General features: G+C 30.6%; 14 protein-coding genes. 2 read left to right on the top strand and 12 right to left on the bottom strand.

Going from position 1 to position 18,560, the window contains the following annotated elements; genetic code table 11:
• Window positions 1–23: 23 nt before the first annotated feature.
• Entirely contained in the window at window positions 24–1,529 is a 1,506-nt protein-coding gene (locus tag B3Z56_RS06555) for a carboxypeptidase M32 (RefSeq protein ID WP_346878497.1), read from the bottom strand.
• 681 nt (window positions 1,530–2,210) lie between these two features.
• On the opposite strand from B3Z56_RS06555, the gene B3Z56_RS06550 reads away from it, so the two are divergent.
• Both B3Z56_RS06550 and B3Z56_RS06545 read left to right on the top strand, forming a co-directional pair.
• Window positions 2,211–2,780 carry a LemA family protein gene (locus tag B3Z56_RS06550; RefSeq protein ID WP_346847318.1) on the top strand — a complete coding sequence of 190 codons (570 nt, stop codon included), beginning with the start codon at window positions 2,211–2,213 and terminating at the stop codon, window positions 2,778–2,780.
• Between the two features lie 2 nt (window positions 2,781–2,782).
• A complete protein-coding gene (locus B3Z56_RS06545) occupies window positions 2,783–3,589 on the top strand; it encodes a TPM domain-containing protein (protein WP_346878496.1) in 807 nt (268 codons plus the stop codon).
• A 72-nt stretch (window positions 3,590–3,661) separates the two neighbouring features.
• Here the strand turns inward: B3Z56_RS06545 and B3Z56_RS06540 are convergent, their stop codons facing one another.
• From B3Z56_RS06540 to B3Z56_RS06490, 11 genes are all read right to left on the bottom strand, one after another.
• Entirely contained in the window at window positions 3,662–4,522 is an 861-nt protein-coding gene (locus B3Z56_RS06540) for an undecaprenyl-diphosphate phosphatase (RefSeq protein WP_346877242.1), read from the bottom strand.
• A 184-nt stretch (window positions 4,523–4,706) separates the two neighbouring features.
• A complete protein-coding gene (locus B3Z56_RS06535) occupies window positions 4,707–5,111 on the bottom strand; it encodes a PqqD family peptide modification chaperone (RefSeq protein ID WP_346847315.1) in 405 nt (134 codons plus the stop codon).
• A 165-nt stretch (window positions 5,112–5,276) separates the two neighbouring features.
• On the bottom strand, window positions 5,277–7,208 hold the full coding sequence (locus B3Z56_RS06530; protein WP_346847314.1) for an OPT family oligopeptide transporter: 1,932 nt from the start codon (window positions 7,206–7,208) through the stop codon (window positions 5,277–5,279).
• A gap of 217 nt (window positions 7,209–7,425) precedes the next feature.
• Window positions 7,426–8,868 (bottom strand): aminoacyl-histidine dipeptidase, encoded by a 1,443-nt coding sequence (locus B3Z56_RS06525; protein ID WP_346877241.1) that lies wholly within the window; start codon window positions 8,866–8,868, stop codon window positions 7,426–7,428.
• Window positions 8,869–9,356: 488 nt separating this feature from the next.
• Complete coding sequence (gene gltS / locus B3Z56_RS06520; protein WP_346847312.1) at window positions 9,357–10,559, bottom strand: sodium/glutamate symporter; 1,203 nt, start codon at window positions 10,557–10,559, stop codon at window positions 9,357–9,359.
• A gap of 59 nt (window positions 10,560–10,618) precedes the next feature.
• The gene (locus tag B3Z56_RS06515) at window positions 10,619–11,953 is read right to left on the bottom strand and encodes a hypothetical protein (RefSeq protein WP_346878495.1); all 1,335 of its coding nucleotides are present in this window, start codon (window positions 11,951–11,953) and stop codon (window positions 10,619–10,621) included.
• 135 nt (window positions 11,954–12,088) lie between these two features.
• Window positions 12,089–12,874: an EFR1 family ferrodoxin gene (locus tag B3Z56_RS06510; protein ID WP_346847310.1), complete on the bottom strand. Its 786-nt coding sequence runs from the start codon at window positions 12,872–12,874 to the stop codon at window positions 12,089–12,091.
• Window positions 12,875–13,044: 170 nt separating this feature from the next.
• A complete protein-coding gene (locus B3Z56_RS06505; protein WP_346847309.1) occupies window positions 13,045–13,932 on the bottom strand; it encodes a tocopherol cyclase family protein in 888 nt (295 codons plus the stop codon).
• On the bottom strand, window positions 13,925–15,364 hold the full coding sequence (locus tag B3Z56_RS06500) for an FAD-dependent oxidoreductase (RefSeq protein ID WP_346878494.1): 1,440 nt from the start codon (window positions 15,362–15,364) through the stop codon (window positions 13,925–13,927). Before B3Z56_RS06500 ends, B3Z56_RS06505 begins: the two co-directional genes overlap by 8 nt.
• Before the next feature lie 111 nt (window positions 15,365–15,475).
• Entirely contained in the window at window positions 15,476–16,189 is a 714-nt protein-coding gene (locus B3Z56_RS06495; protein WP_346877235.1) for a phosphatase, read from the bottom strand.
• 255 nt (window positions 16,190–16,444) lie between these two features.
• Window positions 16,445–18,298, bottom strand: a complete 1,854-nt coding sequence (locus B3Z56_RS06490; protein ID WP_346878493.1) for a 5'-nucleotidase C-terminal domain-containing protein — start codon at window positions 18,296–18,298, stop codon at window positions 16,445–16,447.
• Between the last annotated feature and the right edge of the window lie 262 nt (window positions 18,299–18,560).

Here is an 18,560-nt window from a genome sequence, read left to right as displayed (position 1 = left end):
AAATATAAAATTTGGAGTGTCACTTATATTTCGTAGATTTCTCCGTATTTTTTATTTAGGTACTCTAAGAAATATTTAGGATTTAACTCTTCTCCTGTTACTTTTACAATAAGCTCCGATGGAGTATAAAGAGATCCAAACTGATGTATGTTTTCTCTTAACCAATCTTTTATCACTGCAAAATTACCATTTTTAACTTCTTCGTCATAGGTAGGTATATCTTGTCTCATTTTATTTAAAAATTGGGCTCCATATACATTACCAAGAGCATAGCTTGGGAAATATCCAATTAAACCTGCACCCCAATGAGTATCTTGAAGAATTCCTTCTGAATCATTTTTAGGCTCTACACCTAAATATTCCTTGTATTTTTTATTCCAAGCAGCTGGCAACCCTTCTACTGTGATTTCATTATTCATGAAAGCTCTTTCTAACTCATATCTAATTATAATATGAATACTGTAAGTTAATTCATCTGCTTCTGTTCTAATTAAAGAAGGTTCTACCTTATTTATAGCTTTATAGAAATCTTCTAAATTAACTCCTTCAAATTGAGGGAATCTCTTTTGAGCCTCTGGATAAAAATAAGCCCAAAATTCCTTACTTCTTCCTAGAATATTTTCATAGTATCTAGATTGTGATTCATGTACACCCATAGAAGTTCCACCTGAAATACCTGTATATTCTAAATCATCTGCTGAGTTTTGCTCATAAATACCATGTCCACCTTCATGAATATTGCTAAAGAAAGCACTTCTAAAATCATGTTCATCATAATTAGTTGTTATTCTAACATCTTTATTTCCGAAGTTAGTTGTAAATGGGTGAACAGTAGTATCTAGTCTTCCTGCCTCAAAATCATATCCTAATTTTTCTAAAACAAATTTACCAAATTCATCTTGATCTTTGATAGGAAATTGCTTTTTAAAGAAGGACTCGTCTATACTTACCTTAGAGGCTTTAATCTTCTCTAAAAGCTCCACTATACCATCCCTAAGCTCTTTAAATACTTTATCTACCCTATCTACAGTCAATCCTCTTTCATAATCATCTAAGCACTTATTATATATATTTCCTTCATATCCTATATATTCAGCAAATTCCTTATTAAACTCTATTATCTTTGCTAGATATGGCTTAAAGCCTTCATAATCATTGTTAGCCTTAGCTTGTTTCCAAAATGCTTCTGATGTTGAACATAACATTTGATACTCTTTATTTCTTTCAGGTGGTATCTTTATAAGTTCATCATAGTTTCTTTTTAAATTTTCTATAATCTTTTTATCCCTGAAAGATAATTTGTCCATTTTATCTGAGAAATACTCTATCCATTCCCCTATTCTTGGAGAAGTCATAAGTTTTATACACTCTGAATATAGATATCCCACTACTTCAATTCTTCCATCTATAGCTTTAGATGGTATTCCTGTTTGCATATCCCAATGTATTAAGCTTTCTGCATGAATTAAATAAGTTACGTTTTTAATATGCTCCTTTACTTCATTTAATTTTTCATTAATAATCTCCATTCTCCCCACTCCTTATAACTTGTATTACATAATTTTCGTTGTACTAATTATATCTTTATTTTCAATATAATTCCATAGTTATTTATTAAATTTATATATTATTGCTTTATGCTACTTATTTCATTAAAAAACTTTATTCAATTTATACACCTAATTTTTAATCACATTAATTTCCTTCTAAAATTATTTATAATCTAATCATAATTTTGTCACACAGATGTCACAATATACCCTTATTATAAATATCAACAGGAGATAATAAATATTTCGTAAGTAATTCCCCAAGATTATATAAGAGATAATTAATTTCCTAATATTTAAGGCAAATAAGTTACACCCTGGAATAAGTATCTCCACTTTTAATATTACTTTTTAGTAATATTAAAAGTGGAACCCCTAAGTATTAAGTAAAAAGTACTTCATAAATAATCCCCCGATTATAAATGAAGCTAAAAATTAACCCCTCAAATAAGAAAACCCTGTGTAAATCACAGGATTTTCTTATTTACATTGATTTTGTAAATTTTCTTGATTATAATGAATATAATGTAAAGCAATGGTTTTAATTTATAACTCATTACTTTATGTTTCTAATTAATCTTGTTAATAATAAGATTAATTCATATATAATATGTGAAATTAAAACATATACTAAATCAAAGATTGAAAGGAGAATAAATTATGAAAAAAGGTATGAAGGTTTTCCTTCCTATAATAATTATTGTGATTATTATTGCTGTATTTTTAGTTGGAAATTACAATAATCTTGTAACTCTTAAACAAGGAGTTAGTGCAGCGGAATCAAATATTGATACTCAGCTTCAAAGAAGATCAGATTTAATCCCTAACCTAGTTAATACAGTAAAAGGATATGCAACTCAAGAAAAGGAAATATTTACGGAAATAGCTGATGCTAGGGCTAAACTTGCAGGAGCTACAAATATCTCTGACCAAGCAGCTGCAGATACTGAACTATCTAACGCTCTTTCTAGATTGTTAGTAGTGGTTGAAAATTATCCTGACTTAAAATCTAATCAAAATTTCTTAGATTTATCAGTGCAATTAGAAGGAACAGAAAATAGAATTGCCATTGCTAGACAAGATTATAACAATGTAGTAACAAATTATAATACTAAAATCTTAAGATTTCCTACCAACATAATTGCTTCATTATTTGGATTTGACGAGAAACCATTTTATAAAGCAAGTGCAGGTGCTGCAGAAGTCCCTTCTGTAGACTTTTCTAAATAAAGATGAAGAGTGCAATTAAATTTTTAAAACACTGTCTTTCTTTGCTTATTGTTATACTACTACTCTCTTCTTTTAGTGCATTAGCACAGGATACTTATCCTAGTCCAACTGTATATAAATATCTAAATGACTATGTAGGTATTATAGATAATGAAGATGCCAATAAAATTGTTTCTCTAGGTAAGGAGCTTGAGGATAAAACAGGTGCTCAAGCTGTAGTTGTTGTAATGAACACCCTAAACAATACTCCAATTGAAGATTATAGCAATAGTCTCTTTAGAACCTGGGGAATAGGTGAAAAAGGCAAAGATAATGGTCTTTTAATTCTTGTAGCCATAGATGACAGGGAGTGGAGAGTAGAGGTAGGAAGAGGTCTTGAAGGTGCAATACCTGATGCACTTTCAAGTAGAGTTATGACTTCCATCGCAAAACCAAGTTTTAAAAGTGGAAATTATAGTGAAGGAATTCTAAATAGTTATAGTGTTTTATGTGATTATGCTAGTAAAGAATACGGTGTCACCTTAGATAAGTCTTTGAATGTGACAATGCCTAGTGAAGAAAATTATGAGGATAATGATGGTTTTAATATATTTATATTTATAGCTATCATCATCATTGTATTTATAGATTCCATCTTCAATAGGGGTAGATTACTACGAATGTTGTTTTGGACTAGTAGAGGTGGAAGAGGTCCTAGAGGTGGCGGTGGCTTTGGTGGCTTCGGCGGCGGTGGTTCTTCCGGTGGCGGCGGCTTTGGCGGCTTCGGTGGAGGTTCTTCCGGTGGCGGTGGATCATCTGGTAGTTGGTAGTTATAAAAAAAGAGAACAAGTTCATTTTTTCAATGAATTTGTTCTCTTTTTTTATTAAAGTTATCATTTAATTTAAGCTACTAAGGTAATAACCTTTGTAAATACTAACACAGCAAGTAGTACTCCTACTGCTACTCTGTATATAGCAAATACTCTCATAGGCTTTTTCTTTAAGAAAGTAACAAATTTGTCCATAACTATTATTGATACAACAAAGGCAACAATAAACCCAACTATTAATGCAACCCATAAGGTTGGAGTCATAATAGAATAGTTAAATTCAAATAAATCTTTAGCTGATGATCCTACCATTGCAGGTACTGCTAGGAAAAATGAGAATTCTGCTGCTACTGGAGTGGAGAGCCCTGCAACCCAACCTCCCATTATGGTAGATGCACTTCTTGACATTCCTGGCCATACAGCAAGAACTTGGAATATTCCTACCTTTAATGCCTGCATAGGTGTTATATCATCTATGTTTTTAACAGCTTTACTTTTTCTCTTTCTAAAGAAGTTTTCCACTATAAGTAGTAAAAATCCTCCTACTAATAATCCAACAATTACTGATTGAAGATTAAATAAACTTTTAATTTGCTTATAAAAAATTACTCCTACTATTCCCATTGGAATACATCCAATCAATACATTAATTCCAAATTTAAATCCAGTTTGACCCTTCTTACCAAATGTGAATATGAATTTAAAAAATTCTATTACACTATCCTTAATCTTATTCCAATATAATACCACTACTGCAAGTATGGCCCCTAGTTGAATAACTACCTGAAACATATCAGCAAACTCACCACGGAAGTTAATAGCATTACCAACTAATATCATGTGTCCTGTAGATGAAACTGGAATAAACTCTGTTAACCCTTCTACTATTGCAATAATTATTGCCTTTAATATAAATATCAAATCTAAACCCACTAATTTTCACTCCTTGCTACTTGTACCCATTTTTGACATACATATAGTTTACCTTACATGTATAAATAGAACAAGAGGATAACCTTACATATATCTTTCAATGATGTAAGGTTGTCCTCTCTAACACCTATAAACCTTGTATTTACACAGGTCTTGTAATTTTAAATTTTATGTTAATTAAATATTATGTATATTTAATTTCAACTTCTTTATCATATTCTTTAAACTTTATCCATCCTCTTTTAGATATGTATTTTAAATAAGTTACTAATCTATATAGCTCTCCATCTACATTTTCTTTATAAATTTCTGCCATGAGCTTTGCAATATCATAAACAGTTCTATTTCCATCTATATACTTCCATACTGTAGAACATCTCTCATCTAGTTCTAATTTAGTTTCAGGAGTTCTTTTAACCATCCAAGCTAGAAACTTTTTAACTGGATCAGTAACTTTTATATGGATAACAACTTTACCATCTTTTTCTTCCCAATTTTGTTGTTTAATTTCAGGTACATAAAGGGCAAAATTATGCTTTGTATCTTGAGCTTGTTTTTCTATTTCTTCTTGCTTTTTCTTATTTTTCATGCAAAATTCCTCCTAACTTATTTATAACTATTAAATATAAGATATTCTTTAATTCATTTTATTATTCTTTATTATATAAATTAATTTGTTACCAATTATTAAAATCGCTTGTCCACAGATAGACTTTACCTGTGGCAAAGCGATTTTAAGTTGTTTTATGATTTACTATTTAACGGCTTTGTCTTTTTTACAAGAGAACATGTAAATCCATAATCCTAGTAATAAGAACATTACACAAGCAAATAGATTACTTTGAGTTATTCCTGTTAAGAAATTCTTACCGAATGCTATATTTACATTAGCAGCTACTAATCCAGCTACTACTATACCCATCAATGCATCTCCTGCAACTAAACCTGATGCAAGAAGAGTTCCTTTTTCAACAACTTCTCCTCTTCTATCTTGATCCTTAGCAAATTTTCTCTCAACGATTTCTCTGATTATTCCACCAACTAAGATAGCAGCATTTAAAGTTATTGGAAGGTATATACCTAGAGCTACTGGTAATACTGCTATTCCAGCTAATTCACAGAATAATGCAATTGCAGCACCAATTATTATTAGTGTCCATGGCAATTGAGCTGTCATAATACCTTCAACTATCATTTTCATAAGTGTAGCTTGAGGCGCTGCTACATCTGCAGAACCTATTCCATAAGCAGTATTTAACATGTTAATTACAAGTGCTGCAAAAACTCCTGCTACTGAAAGTGCAATAAACATTCCTATTTGAACCTTTTTAGGAGTACCACCTATAATAAATGTAGTTTTTAAACTTTGTGCTGCTCCACCAGCTACTGCTATAGCGACACAAACAACTCCACCTATTAGTACTGCTTTAGTCATATACTCTTGGCTTACTCCACCAGTTAATTTAATTACAGTAGTTACAAATAACATTGTAGCTATAGTCATACCAGAAACTGGGTTGTTTGATGCTCCAATTATACCAACCATTCTAGCTGAAACAACAGCAAAGAAGAAGCTGAATAAAACTGCCATGATTCCACCTACAAATCCACCATTAACCATTGGTAATAACCAAGTTAATGCAAATCCAAAAGCAGCTGCTAGAATAACCCAAGTAAGAGGTGCTTCTAAATCAATTCTACTTACTTTATCATTTTTACCTGCACCTATTCCACCCATAGCTTGTTTAAAACTTGTGATAATAGTAGGAATAGACTTAGCAAGAGAAATAAATCCTCCCATTGCAACAGCTCCAGCACCTATATATTTAATATAGTTAGCCCAGATTTCGTTAGCACTCATTTCAGCTATAATTTTAGTAGCTGGGAATAAAGGCTCTGCTAGTCCAACTCCTAAGAATTTGATTAATGGTATAAGTGCAAACCAAGCTATAACAGAACCACCAAACATAAGTAATGATGCTCTAGTACCAACTATAAATCCAACACCAAGAAGTGATGCTAAAGTGTCAAATCCCATCATTGTACCTTGATAACTTTTAATAACATAAGTAGCTTGCTCTCCCCAAAGTGCAAATCCACCTGAGAAAAGTTTATATCCAGCTCCTACTCCAAGACCAGTCATGACTGTTTTGAATCCTTGTCCACCTTCACTACCAGTTACAAGAACTTCAGCTGCAGCCATACCTTCTGGATAAACTAAATTTCCGTGTTCTTCCACGATTAAGTATCTTCTAAGGGGTGTAATGAAAAATACTCCCATAACTCCACCAATTATTGTAACAATAACAACAGTTAGAATACTTAATTTTAATCCCCATAAAATTAATGCTGGTAAAATAAATATAATTCCCCCGGCAATGGATTCTCCCATAGCAGCTAAAGATGCTACCATGTTTGCTTCTAAAATGTTATTTCTTCTAAACATTCCTTTTAATACTCCAGTTGCAATAATAGCACCTGGAATACCAGCTGATATTGTCATACCAACTTTCAGACCAAGATATGTGTTAGCTGCTGCAAAAACGCATGCTAAAATAATACCTAAAATAATTGAATAACCTGTTGTTTCTGGCATTGCCATTGATGTTGGAATAAAAGGAACATATTCTTCACCTTTGCATCCACCATAAGCACTTTGAGATAATTTTCTTTTCTCTTGGCTCATAAATTTTTTCTCCTCCTTTGTAACTCTTTAACAAGGCACCCTAAAAAAGCCACTAATTACTATGTTTAAAAGTTTAATTTATCTACAAGCTATATCTTTATCTTTAATTAATACTATTGATAAAAATATAAACACATTAACTAGTACTCTTCAGGATGCCTAAATCAAATTGTTTATTTTTATATTAAATATCTAAAGTAAAATTTACCTTAGGCATTTATTTAATATTTTCTAATAGTGCTTTTATAAAATTCCATACTCTTTCAACAGATGATATACTCATATGTTCATTTGGAGTGTGTACATCAAATAAATTTGGTCCAAAGCTAATCATATCTACATCTGGCATTTTTTCTTTTAAAAGTCCACATTCAAGTCCTGCATGGATAGCATCTATTTTTGGTTCTTCACCAGTAACATTTTTATAAGTTTCTATACATAAATCTCTTATTGGTGAGTTTGGTTCATACTGCCATTCTGGATAATCAGAATCATTAATAACCTCAGCACCAACTAATTCTGCTACAACATCTATTCCATCTGTAATGGCATTTTTTAATGTTTTTACAGAGCTTCTCACTGCAGAAACAAAGGTAACTTTTTCTTCACTAAATTCTATAACTCCTAAGTTAATACTACTTTCTACTAACCCTTTAATATCTTCACTCATAGTTTGAATTCCATTTGGAGCTACTACTAAGTAAGAAACTATTTTTTCAGTTACTTCCTTAGTTAATTGTTTGCTAGTTTCTGATTTTTCAACTATTACAGTTACATCTGGATCTTGTATTCTTAACTCAGTTTTAAATATTTCTAATGATTTTGTAGCTATTTGTTTAACTTTTTCTACATCCTTAGCTGCTACTGTAATTGTAGCTTCTGCTTCACGAGGAATTGCATTATTTTTAGCGCCTCCACTTATATGAGAAATATTAAAATCTACCTCTTTTGATATAGCATTTAATAATCTTCCCATAAGTTTATTAGCATTTCCTCTTTGTTTTATTATTTCCATACCAGAGTGTCCACCTTTTAAACCTTTAACTTCTAGTTTTAAAGCTTCATTAGAGGCATCTTCCCATTGAGTATTTATATTTACATAGTTAGTAACTCCACCAGCACAGCTTACAAGGAATATTCCTTCTTCTTCTGAGTCAATGTTTAATAATATTTTTCCATCAAGATTTTTAGGATCTACTGCTATAGCTCCATACATACCTGTCTCTTCACCTGTAGTAACAAATAGTTCTATAGCAGGATGTTTTAACTCTTTTGAATCTAAAATAGCTAATCCATAAGCTACTGCTATTCCATTATCTGCTCCTAGTGTTGTTCCATTAGCATAAAGATAGTCCCCATCGATTCTAAGCTCTAATGGATCCTTTTCAAAATCATGTACCTTATCCTTATTCTTTTCACAAACCATGTCCATATGACCTTGGATTGTTACTACTGGTGCATTTTCATATCCTTGAGTAGCAGGTTTTTTAATGATTACATTTAACTCATCATCTTGTATTACTACAAATCCTCTTTCCTTACCAAAGTTAGCCAAATAATCGCTGATAACCTTTTCATTGCCTGAACCATGAGGTATTTTAGTTAATTCTTCAAAATAGCCTAGAACCTTTTCTGGATTTAATCCTTTTAATATAGACATAAAAATCCCTCCATTTTTTTGTATTTACTTTATAATTAATATGTACTTTATATATATTTCAATATATATTTCAACATTTTATTACGTTCTTCGACTTGCAAATTTATATTAATTTTATACTTATAAATTTATAAAGTCAACATATATAAAATAATTATTTTTGAAATATTACCTATAACCCATTTAATAATTCATTTAAATTTTTTATATTTTATATAATTAAAAAAAGTATTTATAAAAATAGTATTATTTATTATTTCTTAAAATATAATTCTATATAATACCTATGTTAATAGAAAGAATTTATGCTACCTTTTTATAACAACTTTTTCTAATCTCATAATTATTATATCTTTTATGAATTAATTTCATACATTTTAACCTAAGAAAAGCAACATACTCTTTACATTTTAATAGTATATTGCTTTTTCTTTTATATTCTAATATTTTAATATGTCGTTATTCTATAATTACTTTGATCAATGGCTTCAATGAATTATATTTATAAATAGTGTAATAATTGCAGAATTTACGAAATCTATGAATAAGCATCCTACAATTGGTACGACAAAATATGGGGTAGGTGCAAATCCAAATTTATTTGAAAGTGCATCCATATTAGCTACAGCATTAGGTGTAGCTCCCATTCCAAATCCGCAGTTTGCAGATGCAAAAACTGCCGCTTCATAATCTCTCCCCATAATTCTAAAGGTTACAAAATATGTAAATATACCTATGAGAATTGTTTGTGCTATTAACATAACAACCATAGGAATTGCTAAATCTAGAAGTTCCCATAACTTTAATCCCATAAGAGCCATAGATAAAAAGAAGGATAAGCTGATACCTCCAAGATTTTCAATTTCTTTTTCTACTAACTCAATATTTGTGGCATCACAAATATTTCTTATAATTGCAGCCACAAGCATAGCTCCAATATAAGATGGAAAAGTTAAACCAATTCCCTGAATAAAATTAGATATTATAGATCCTATTCCCATTGCTATAAAGATCCAAGATGCACCTGACATTAATCTTTTATGACATAGTATATCTTGATTATCTTCATTAAAATCTCCTAGTGGCATACAGGTATTATCATCATCCTCCTTCATAGGAGTATTAAGCTTATGACGTATAATTAATGTTCTAGCAACCAATCCTCCAATTATACTTCCCATAACCAGTCCAAAAGTCGCAGAAGCAAAGGATACAGTTGTAGCACCTGCAATTCCCATTTCTTCTAGAATAGGTCCAAATGACCCCGCTGTACCATGTCCCCCTATCATAGGAATAGAGCCTGTACAAATTCCTAATAAGGGTTCTAAATTAAACAAGGTTGCTAAAGCAACTCCAACTGTATTTTGTAGAATTACTAAAAGTACTGATAAAATTAAGAATGTTAATACTTTTATACCACCTTTTTTTAATATTCTAATACTAGCCGTAAACCCAACACTAGTGAAAAATGCAGTCATAAAAATATTTTGTAGAGTTGTATCTAAATTAATAGTGATAAATCCTGTCAGCCTAAATATAAGCATAAGTATTGCAAAAATAAGACCTCCTACAACTGGTGCAGGTATGCAATACTTTTCTAATATAGATATTTTTTCTTTTAAATATTTTCCAAAATAAAAAACCATAGAAGCTAATGCCATTGTTTGAAATATGTCTAATGTCAATTCCATAAATTTATCTTTCCTCTCATCATATGTGTATCTTAGCGCGTAAGTATTAAATTTTTAAATCATTGAGTTATCTCCATATTATGCAACACCTTCCTCATATCGTAATGTCCATAATACCAAAAATACTCGTTTATACTGGCACTATCATCCAAATGTAAAATGTTATCAATAATAACTTGTTCCTTCCCCTCCCTATTTCCCTTAATTAAAGAAAATTTATTTTTTTTATCTTTTCTTATAAATACAAATTCACTATCATCATTAATATAGTTAGGATAAAAATCCCATCCTACAGATGAGTTAGTCAATTTAGTAATTTCATTATTTTCTAAGTTTACTTCATATATATGTTGATTGTTGGAATTTTCCCATTGCTGAAGATTTTCACTATAAGTTGAGGCTGAATAAACTATATTTCTACCATCACTAGAATAACTTGGAGTCATAGCTACTTCTCCATCCTTAGTGATCTTTTTAAAACTTTCATCTTCTAAATTTAAGATTCCTAAAGTTTTATCTACATTCATAAACCTATATGCACCATTTATAATAGCCACTAAGTTATCATCTATTGGTGATGCAGACATCATATCCTCATAAGTTAAAACTATAATCTCTTCATTAAGTACTTCTCTACACTTGTTACTTTCATCATTATAAACTCCTATAGGCACCCCATCTGCTGTCATTGATGCAGAATTAGGTCTACACCATACAATTAAATTAACTCCATTAATTGAGATGGTAGCCATCTTTGGATCCAACCCTAAATCATGATTTTGGGAACTTATAGGTATATATGGTATCACTACTTTTTCTGTTTTAGTTGCTAAATCTAACTTAACTATTCCTAGTGGAAAAGGATAATTATCCGAATTACCTTTTTTCATAATATTCTTTGTGGCAAATAAAGAGTTATCTTTTCCTAATAAAATTTGTGTATAAAACTCTTTTCCTCCAGTGAAAATTTCTTTAGTTTTATCTTTAACTCCAAATATATATACTCCACCTGTGGACTTAGAATAAATTAAATTTCCATCTTTATCCCATTGATATGCAGTAATACTATCATCTACATTAGTAGTATTTTCTACTTTTTTATAAAAATCTATTTTTGTTACATACAAGTTATTCTTAATATCCCTATAGGCTACATAACCATTTTCACTTATATTTGGCTCTCTATAAGCCCCTTTGTTAAGCATTATTTTCTCTGAAGGGTTATTTATATTCACTGCCCAAATACCATCATCTTTTATAGCTACTGCTACCTCAATTTTATTATCTTCTTTTCCATGTGCTAAAGCATAACTTCTATCCTTAGCAAAAGCTATATCATATAATATAAAATTGAAAATAAGTAATACAAAAATAACTCTAAGTAAGTTTTTCATGGATGAACTCCCCTTTTAAATTTCGTACTCTTATTATTATTTTTATTATAAAAATATATACATGTTTTAAAAGTAAAGTCACAGTCTTAAAGAGAGTCTTTAAAAGTTCACTGAGCTATATAGAATCATTGCCTGTTATATTATCATTTCACCTACAGGAATTTTAGGGTTTTTATATTTCTTTTTATTAATTGTATATTTTCCATATTGGATGGCTTCCTTAGGACAATAACTTATACATGCTAAACATTGACAGCAGTTATCTCCCCATTTAGGAACTTTATCAACTTTAATGCATTTAGTATTGCATACCTGTTCACAAAGTTTACATCCTATACAATCATCTGTAACATAAAACTTTTTAGTATTTATAGCTAACTTATTGAATATAGGATTAGCTATAGCTGTCATAACCTTAGGCATTGGTCCTGTTTCAACTTTAAATACATCCCTAACTTTATCACCTATAAGATTATTTACTTCTCCAATGGTCTCCAAAGCCTTAGACATCTTACTATTCACAATATCATCTTCATCTGCTCTTCCAAGGATAATATAATTATTAGGCATAACAATTGAAAATCCACTATTTAACTTTAACCCCTTAGCTCCTAGCTTTTTCTCTAGTATTTTCATGTTATTTCCTATGTTCTCGCCACAGGTTACTACTGCTGATAAATAATTGTTCTTATAGTTATTTAATTTTAATTTACTAATGAATTTAACTACTGGTGCTGGTGATGCCCAAGCATAGATAGGATAAACAAATATTATCTTTTCTCCTGGTTTTAAGTCATATTCATAAAAATCTTTATCTTGTTTCATTTCCTTTGAAATTGCAATTAATTCTTCTCCTTGGTTACTGGATAAATTTTTTGCTACGTATAAAGAATTTCCTGTGCCTGAAAAATAAAATATCATGAATAAACCCTCCATATATATTTTTTTGCTATTGTTTTAATATACCATATAGATATATATTTATGAAATAGTCTTTTAAAAAATATTAAACTAGCATCTTTATATTTTTAATGCTAGTTTAATATTAGTTTAGAATTTAGTTTTTATCACGTCTAGAGACATTTAAATTCCTATCTATCCACATATTCAAAACTACAGTTATCACTTTCTATATCAAAGACTAAATTATCCTCTATATAAAACTTATAGTTAGCTGAGCAAGCTGCATTTTCATGAATAGTTCTGCACATATTACCACTTGAGGGTGCTAATAACTTTTGTGGATTTCCATCAGTAACTTTTATCTGTAGTTCATACTTACCTCTTTTTAACATTAGTGACTTGCAATTATATTTAAGAATCTTAACTCCATTATAGGTGGATAATCTATATTCTCTTCCTTTATAATATACAACGCATATACATCCTTTAAAATTTATTCCCATAAAAGGTATATCTGCTATAGCTGCCATTATAGATATCTTTTCATTTTTAAAATCATTACACTGGGTCCATAAATAAGTTTTAGGGAAAGAGTTGCCTCTATCTGTTTCAATATATCCAACTCCATCATTAAAACTTACATCTTCACCATTAATAATTAAATTTCCCCTTAATTTATGATATAAACTAATAATGCCATGGCTACATTCCATGAAAGGTATAAAGCTAAAAGGTCCCATAATGTCATATTTTACAGGAGTCAATAAGTCATATTCTATTTTTCCATCTATAGTTAATCCCTCATCTTTAATGTGGATTTCAATGCCTTTAGATGAAAAAATACTATCTCCAACTTTTATTCTTAACTTATCTTTATAAACTATAAATTTAGAAAAACTATAATTTATATTATATGAATTTCTATTAGTTATCACTTGTATAAAGGCTGATCTATTTCCTTTACTATCTATATTTATGCCAGGTATAAAGGATATAGTATCCTCACCCTTTTGATGTTTAAAATACCAGCCCTCAAAAAAACTCTTTTTCCTTGTATAACATTTAATTTTATTCATGGGATAATCCCCTAATAGCTGGACTTTCTATCCAATTACCCTTGTAATCAAATCTAGAGCCATGACATGGACAATCCCATGATAACTCATCAGGATTCCATTGAAGTTCACAACCTAAATGAGGACATTTTGTAGTTACAGTAAATATATTACCATTATTATCTTTGTATACCCCAACTTTCTCTCCATTATATTCTACAATTCCACCATGACCAGTTTCTACCGTCTCTACCTGCTCACTTGGAATGTGAATTTTTTGTGCTATAAAATTCTTTGTAGTTTCTATTACATCCTGGGTTAGGTTTTTACTTGATGCTGACATATCAAATCTTGTAGGAGAAAATATCTCTGCAAAATCATTTTTATTTCCGGATATCATATCAGATAAAATCATAGCTGCCACCATAGAGGATGTCATTCCCCATTTTTTATAACCCGTTGCCACATATACATTAGGAGTTTCAGTGGAATATTGACCTATGTAAGGTATTTCATCTATAGGAATACAATCTTGAGCAGACCAATGATATTTTTCCTTAGCATTGGGATATAACTCCCTTGCTACCTGTCTTAATTCTTCATACTTACCACCAGCTTCATTCTTACCAGTTCTATGAGAACCTCCACCAAGCAATAATAAGTCCTTATAATTTCTAAAAGAGTATCCCCATTTATCAATACCAATGTACATTCCATTGACATCTTGAGCATTCTCTAAAGCTATAACATAGGATCTTTCTTGATGCATTCTAATGAAATAATACCCAGGTGTATTCATAATTGGATAGTGAGTAGCTACTACTATTACATTAGCAGCAACCATCCCTTTATCTGTAACAACTAGCTCCTCTTTAATTTCTAAAGCTTTAGTATTTTCGTAAATAGTTAAGTCTTCAGTAATAACTTCTAAAAACTTAAGAGGATTAAATTGACCTTGGTTATAAAATTTCAAAGCTGCCTTAACCTTAAAAGGAAGCTCTGTATTTTCTAAAAGTTTAGTTTTTATTCCTAACTTAGTTGCTGCTTCTAATTCTTTTTCTAAAGCTTCAACATTATCCATAGTATATAGATAAGCATCCTTCTCTTCAAAATCACACTTAATTCTCTCATTCTCTATTATTTCTTTATATTTTTTTATAGCTAACTCATTGGCACTTGCATATTGTCTTGCCTTCGCTTCTCCAAATTCCTTAATTAACTTATCATAAATTAAGGAATGCTGAGAAGTTATCTTCGCAGTAGTATTTTTTGTATTTCCACTACAAATCTCTTCAGCCTCAATTATAACTACATCTATTCCTTTTTTCTTTAGCATATAGGCAGTTAATATTCCTGTTATACCGGCTCCTATAACTACTACATCTGCCTCTATATTTCCATTTAAGGATTCCCTCTTTTTAAAATTACAGCTTTCACTCCATACAGATTTCATAAAATCACCTCATAAATAGTATTCCACTTTAGTGATTTTATACACAATTAATTATTAATAAAGGTGATATATCCACACAACTATAACATTTTGTTGATATATCACCTTATATTATCTTTTTCCTAATATATATTCTAAGGAATCCATATTAAAATTTAAAACAAGTTTCTCTGGGAAATCTATCTCCTTAAGTAACTCATAGCAGGATGAAAATTCTCCTACATCATAATAAATATGAGCGTCACTGCCCATGATTATTTTAACTCCATGTTCTTTACATAAGTTTAGAAGAGTTATTTGATTTTCTCTAGCATTTCTTCTAAAGCTCTTTGGAGATATGGATGTATTATTCATTTCAAAAACCATATTTTTTTCTTTAGCCGCTAATACTACTTTTTCATAATCTAAAGGAAATCTACTATCATCAGGATGACCAATGATTTTAACATAAGGATTATCCATAACCTTTATTAAAGCATTAGTATTTTCTTCAATGGTTCCTGGTGCTACACAAGGTGGATGCATACTAGCTATGACATAGTCAAGTTCTAGTGCCAGCTCCTCTTGTACATCTATTCTACCTTCATAATCCATTATGTTAGCCTCTATTCCTTTTAGAATTCTAACTTCCATAATTTCATCCTTAATCACCTTTAAATTATTAAAATAATATTCATGAGCTGTACCTGGCATAGATATAGCATGATCTGAAACTCCAAGGACCTTTAGCCCCTTATCTCTAGCTTCCTCAATATTTTCCTTTAAAGTACTATAAGCATGCCCACTAGAAATAGTATGGGTATGTAAATCCATTAAAGCCTTCATTATATCCCTCCATTACTTTATTTTTCTTTAGTCCTATCACTATCCTCTATATTACCCCAAAACTGCATAATAAAAAAGGGATGATTCTTTCTATGTATTGCTCTATGAGTTATTCACATATTGAAAATCACCTCCAAAATAAAAAGCACATAAGCTTAACAATCGAACTTACGCTGTTAAGCTACGTGCTATATCTATATTATATCAAGTAAAAAATTTTATTTTAAAGCTCGTTAAAAAAATTTTAACAATTTATTATGCTGACTTTTTCTTTTTCTTAGCAATATATCCACCTAATGCAATTACCACAATTCCCATAGTTGCAAATGCATCTGGGGTTAATGGAGCACCAGTTTGAGGTAATTTGCTTGGATTGCTTGGTTTACTTGGATTATTAGTATTTGGAGTTGATGGCTTATTTTCTTCTTCTGGAACATTAGGTTCTGTTGGTTTTTCTTCTGTAGGCTTATCTACAGTTGTATCTTCTCCTGCTACTAATACATTAAAATCTACTTTAGGGACACCATTTTGGTTCCAGTCTTCAGCCATTGCATCTCTCATAACTACATTTGTGTTAACTGCATTTATAGCATTAGAGAAATCATATTTATCTCCACCTGTTAACATAAAGTCATTTATTGCTATCGAATAGTATTTATCCATATCAATTTTAGTTCCATCATTTAATCTTATAGATGAAATTTTGCCATCTTCTGGATTACACCAAACCTTTATACCTGCATATTGACCCCATGCAAATCCCTCTGTATTAATTCCATGTTCTATGATGCCATATAAGTCTGAACCCTTAACATCAAGAGTTACTATAGTGTTATCAAAAGGAAGAATTTCGTACATATCACCAATAGTGACATTTCCTTGTTCTAGACTTCTTCTAATTCCACCACCATTAGTTACAGCTATCTCAGTTCCTACTATTTTTCTCATAGTTTCTGCTACAGTTACACCAAGTGGAGTTACTGCAGTGTTTTTATCATCATGACTTAAACGCTCTTTAAGTGAAGTTACCTTTTGTCCTAATATTTCACTTAAACCTGAATTCATATCATTTACTTCCTTTAATACATTTTCATCTACTGGAAGGGTAGCCTCTTTACCTAAAAACACATCCACACTAGGCTCTACGTCTATAAGTTTGTTGCTATGATCAAAGGTAAATGTAAGCTTAGCTAAGGCTCTACCATTATATCCACCTTCTACTACTGGTACTCCATTTACCTCGCCTGAAACTACAGAATGGTTATGACCTGCAATTACAGCATCTACACCTTCAACTTTTGCTATATCAGCAGCTTCCCCAGTTATTTCTTTTGTATTAATATCTTGATACGCTCCGGCATGCGCTATAACTACTACAGCATCAACCTTTTCTGTTTCCCTAAGTACTTTGTTCCACTTAGCAACAGTATCTACTGGATCTAAGAAATCTACATCTTTTACATTTTCAGCTAAAGTAGAAGTTGCTGTCTCTAGAGTAGAAATTCCTATTAACCCTATTTTTGCTCCATTTCTTTCAACTACTTTATATGGTTGCGCATAGCTTACTCTTTCTTTAGTACCTTTTTTAACTATATTGGCAGCTAAGAAGGAGAATCCACCTTCTTTTGACCAAGCATTTATATTATTAATGCCCCAGTCAAATTCATGATTACCTATAGCAGATGCTTCAAGTCCCATAGCTTTTAGCATAGCTGTTACTGGTTTACCAGTGGTAAGATTAGAAATTGCTGTCCCTTGATATAAATCTCCTGCTGATACTGGTATAACACCATATTCAGTAGTAGCTTTAGCTTTATATTCATTTACAACTCCTACTAATTTTGCAGCTCCAATGTTTTTACCAGACTCTAATACATTGCCATGGAAATCATTAAAACTTATAATGTCAACTACCTTGTTAACCTTACTTAAATTAGTCTCCTCTAGTAATTGTGTCTCTATACTGTTTTCGTCACTAGCTACAGCTTGGCTATTATTTGTTTTATCATTATCTTCTGCATATGCCTCAGTAATATTTATTGGCATTACTAAGGTTGCAAATAAAAATAATGACATTATAAACGCCGTAAGTCTTTTTTTCTCTTTCATACCCTTTCCCCCTAATTATAATTTAATGGAACATAGTTAACTATATTCCTTATACCTTATATTGTATTACCCATTATTTTACTTTTCAATAGTTTTATTCCTTACTTGTAATTTATGTCATTACAGAATAATTAAATTAAAAATAAAATTCAATAGGATTTTAACCATAAACTATTTAAATATGAAGCTATAAAACTATGTTCCTATTTAAATATATACCTATAAACCTATTTAAATATTTACCTAGTTAACTAGTTGTTGT

Origin of the sequence: Clostridium sp. UBA7791, assembly GCF_002480755.1 — a bacterium.
GTDB lineage: Bacteria > Bacillota > Clostridia > Clostridiales > Clostridiaceae > Clostridium_J > Clostridium_J sulfidigenes.
This window is presented reverse-complemented; position numbering and strand designations above follow the sequence as displayed.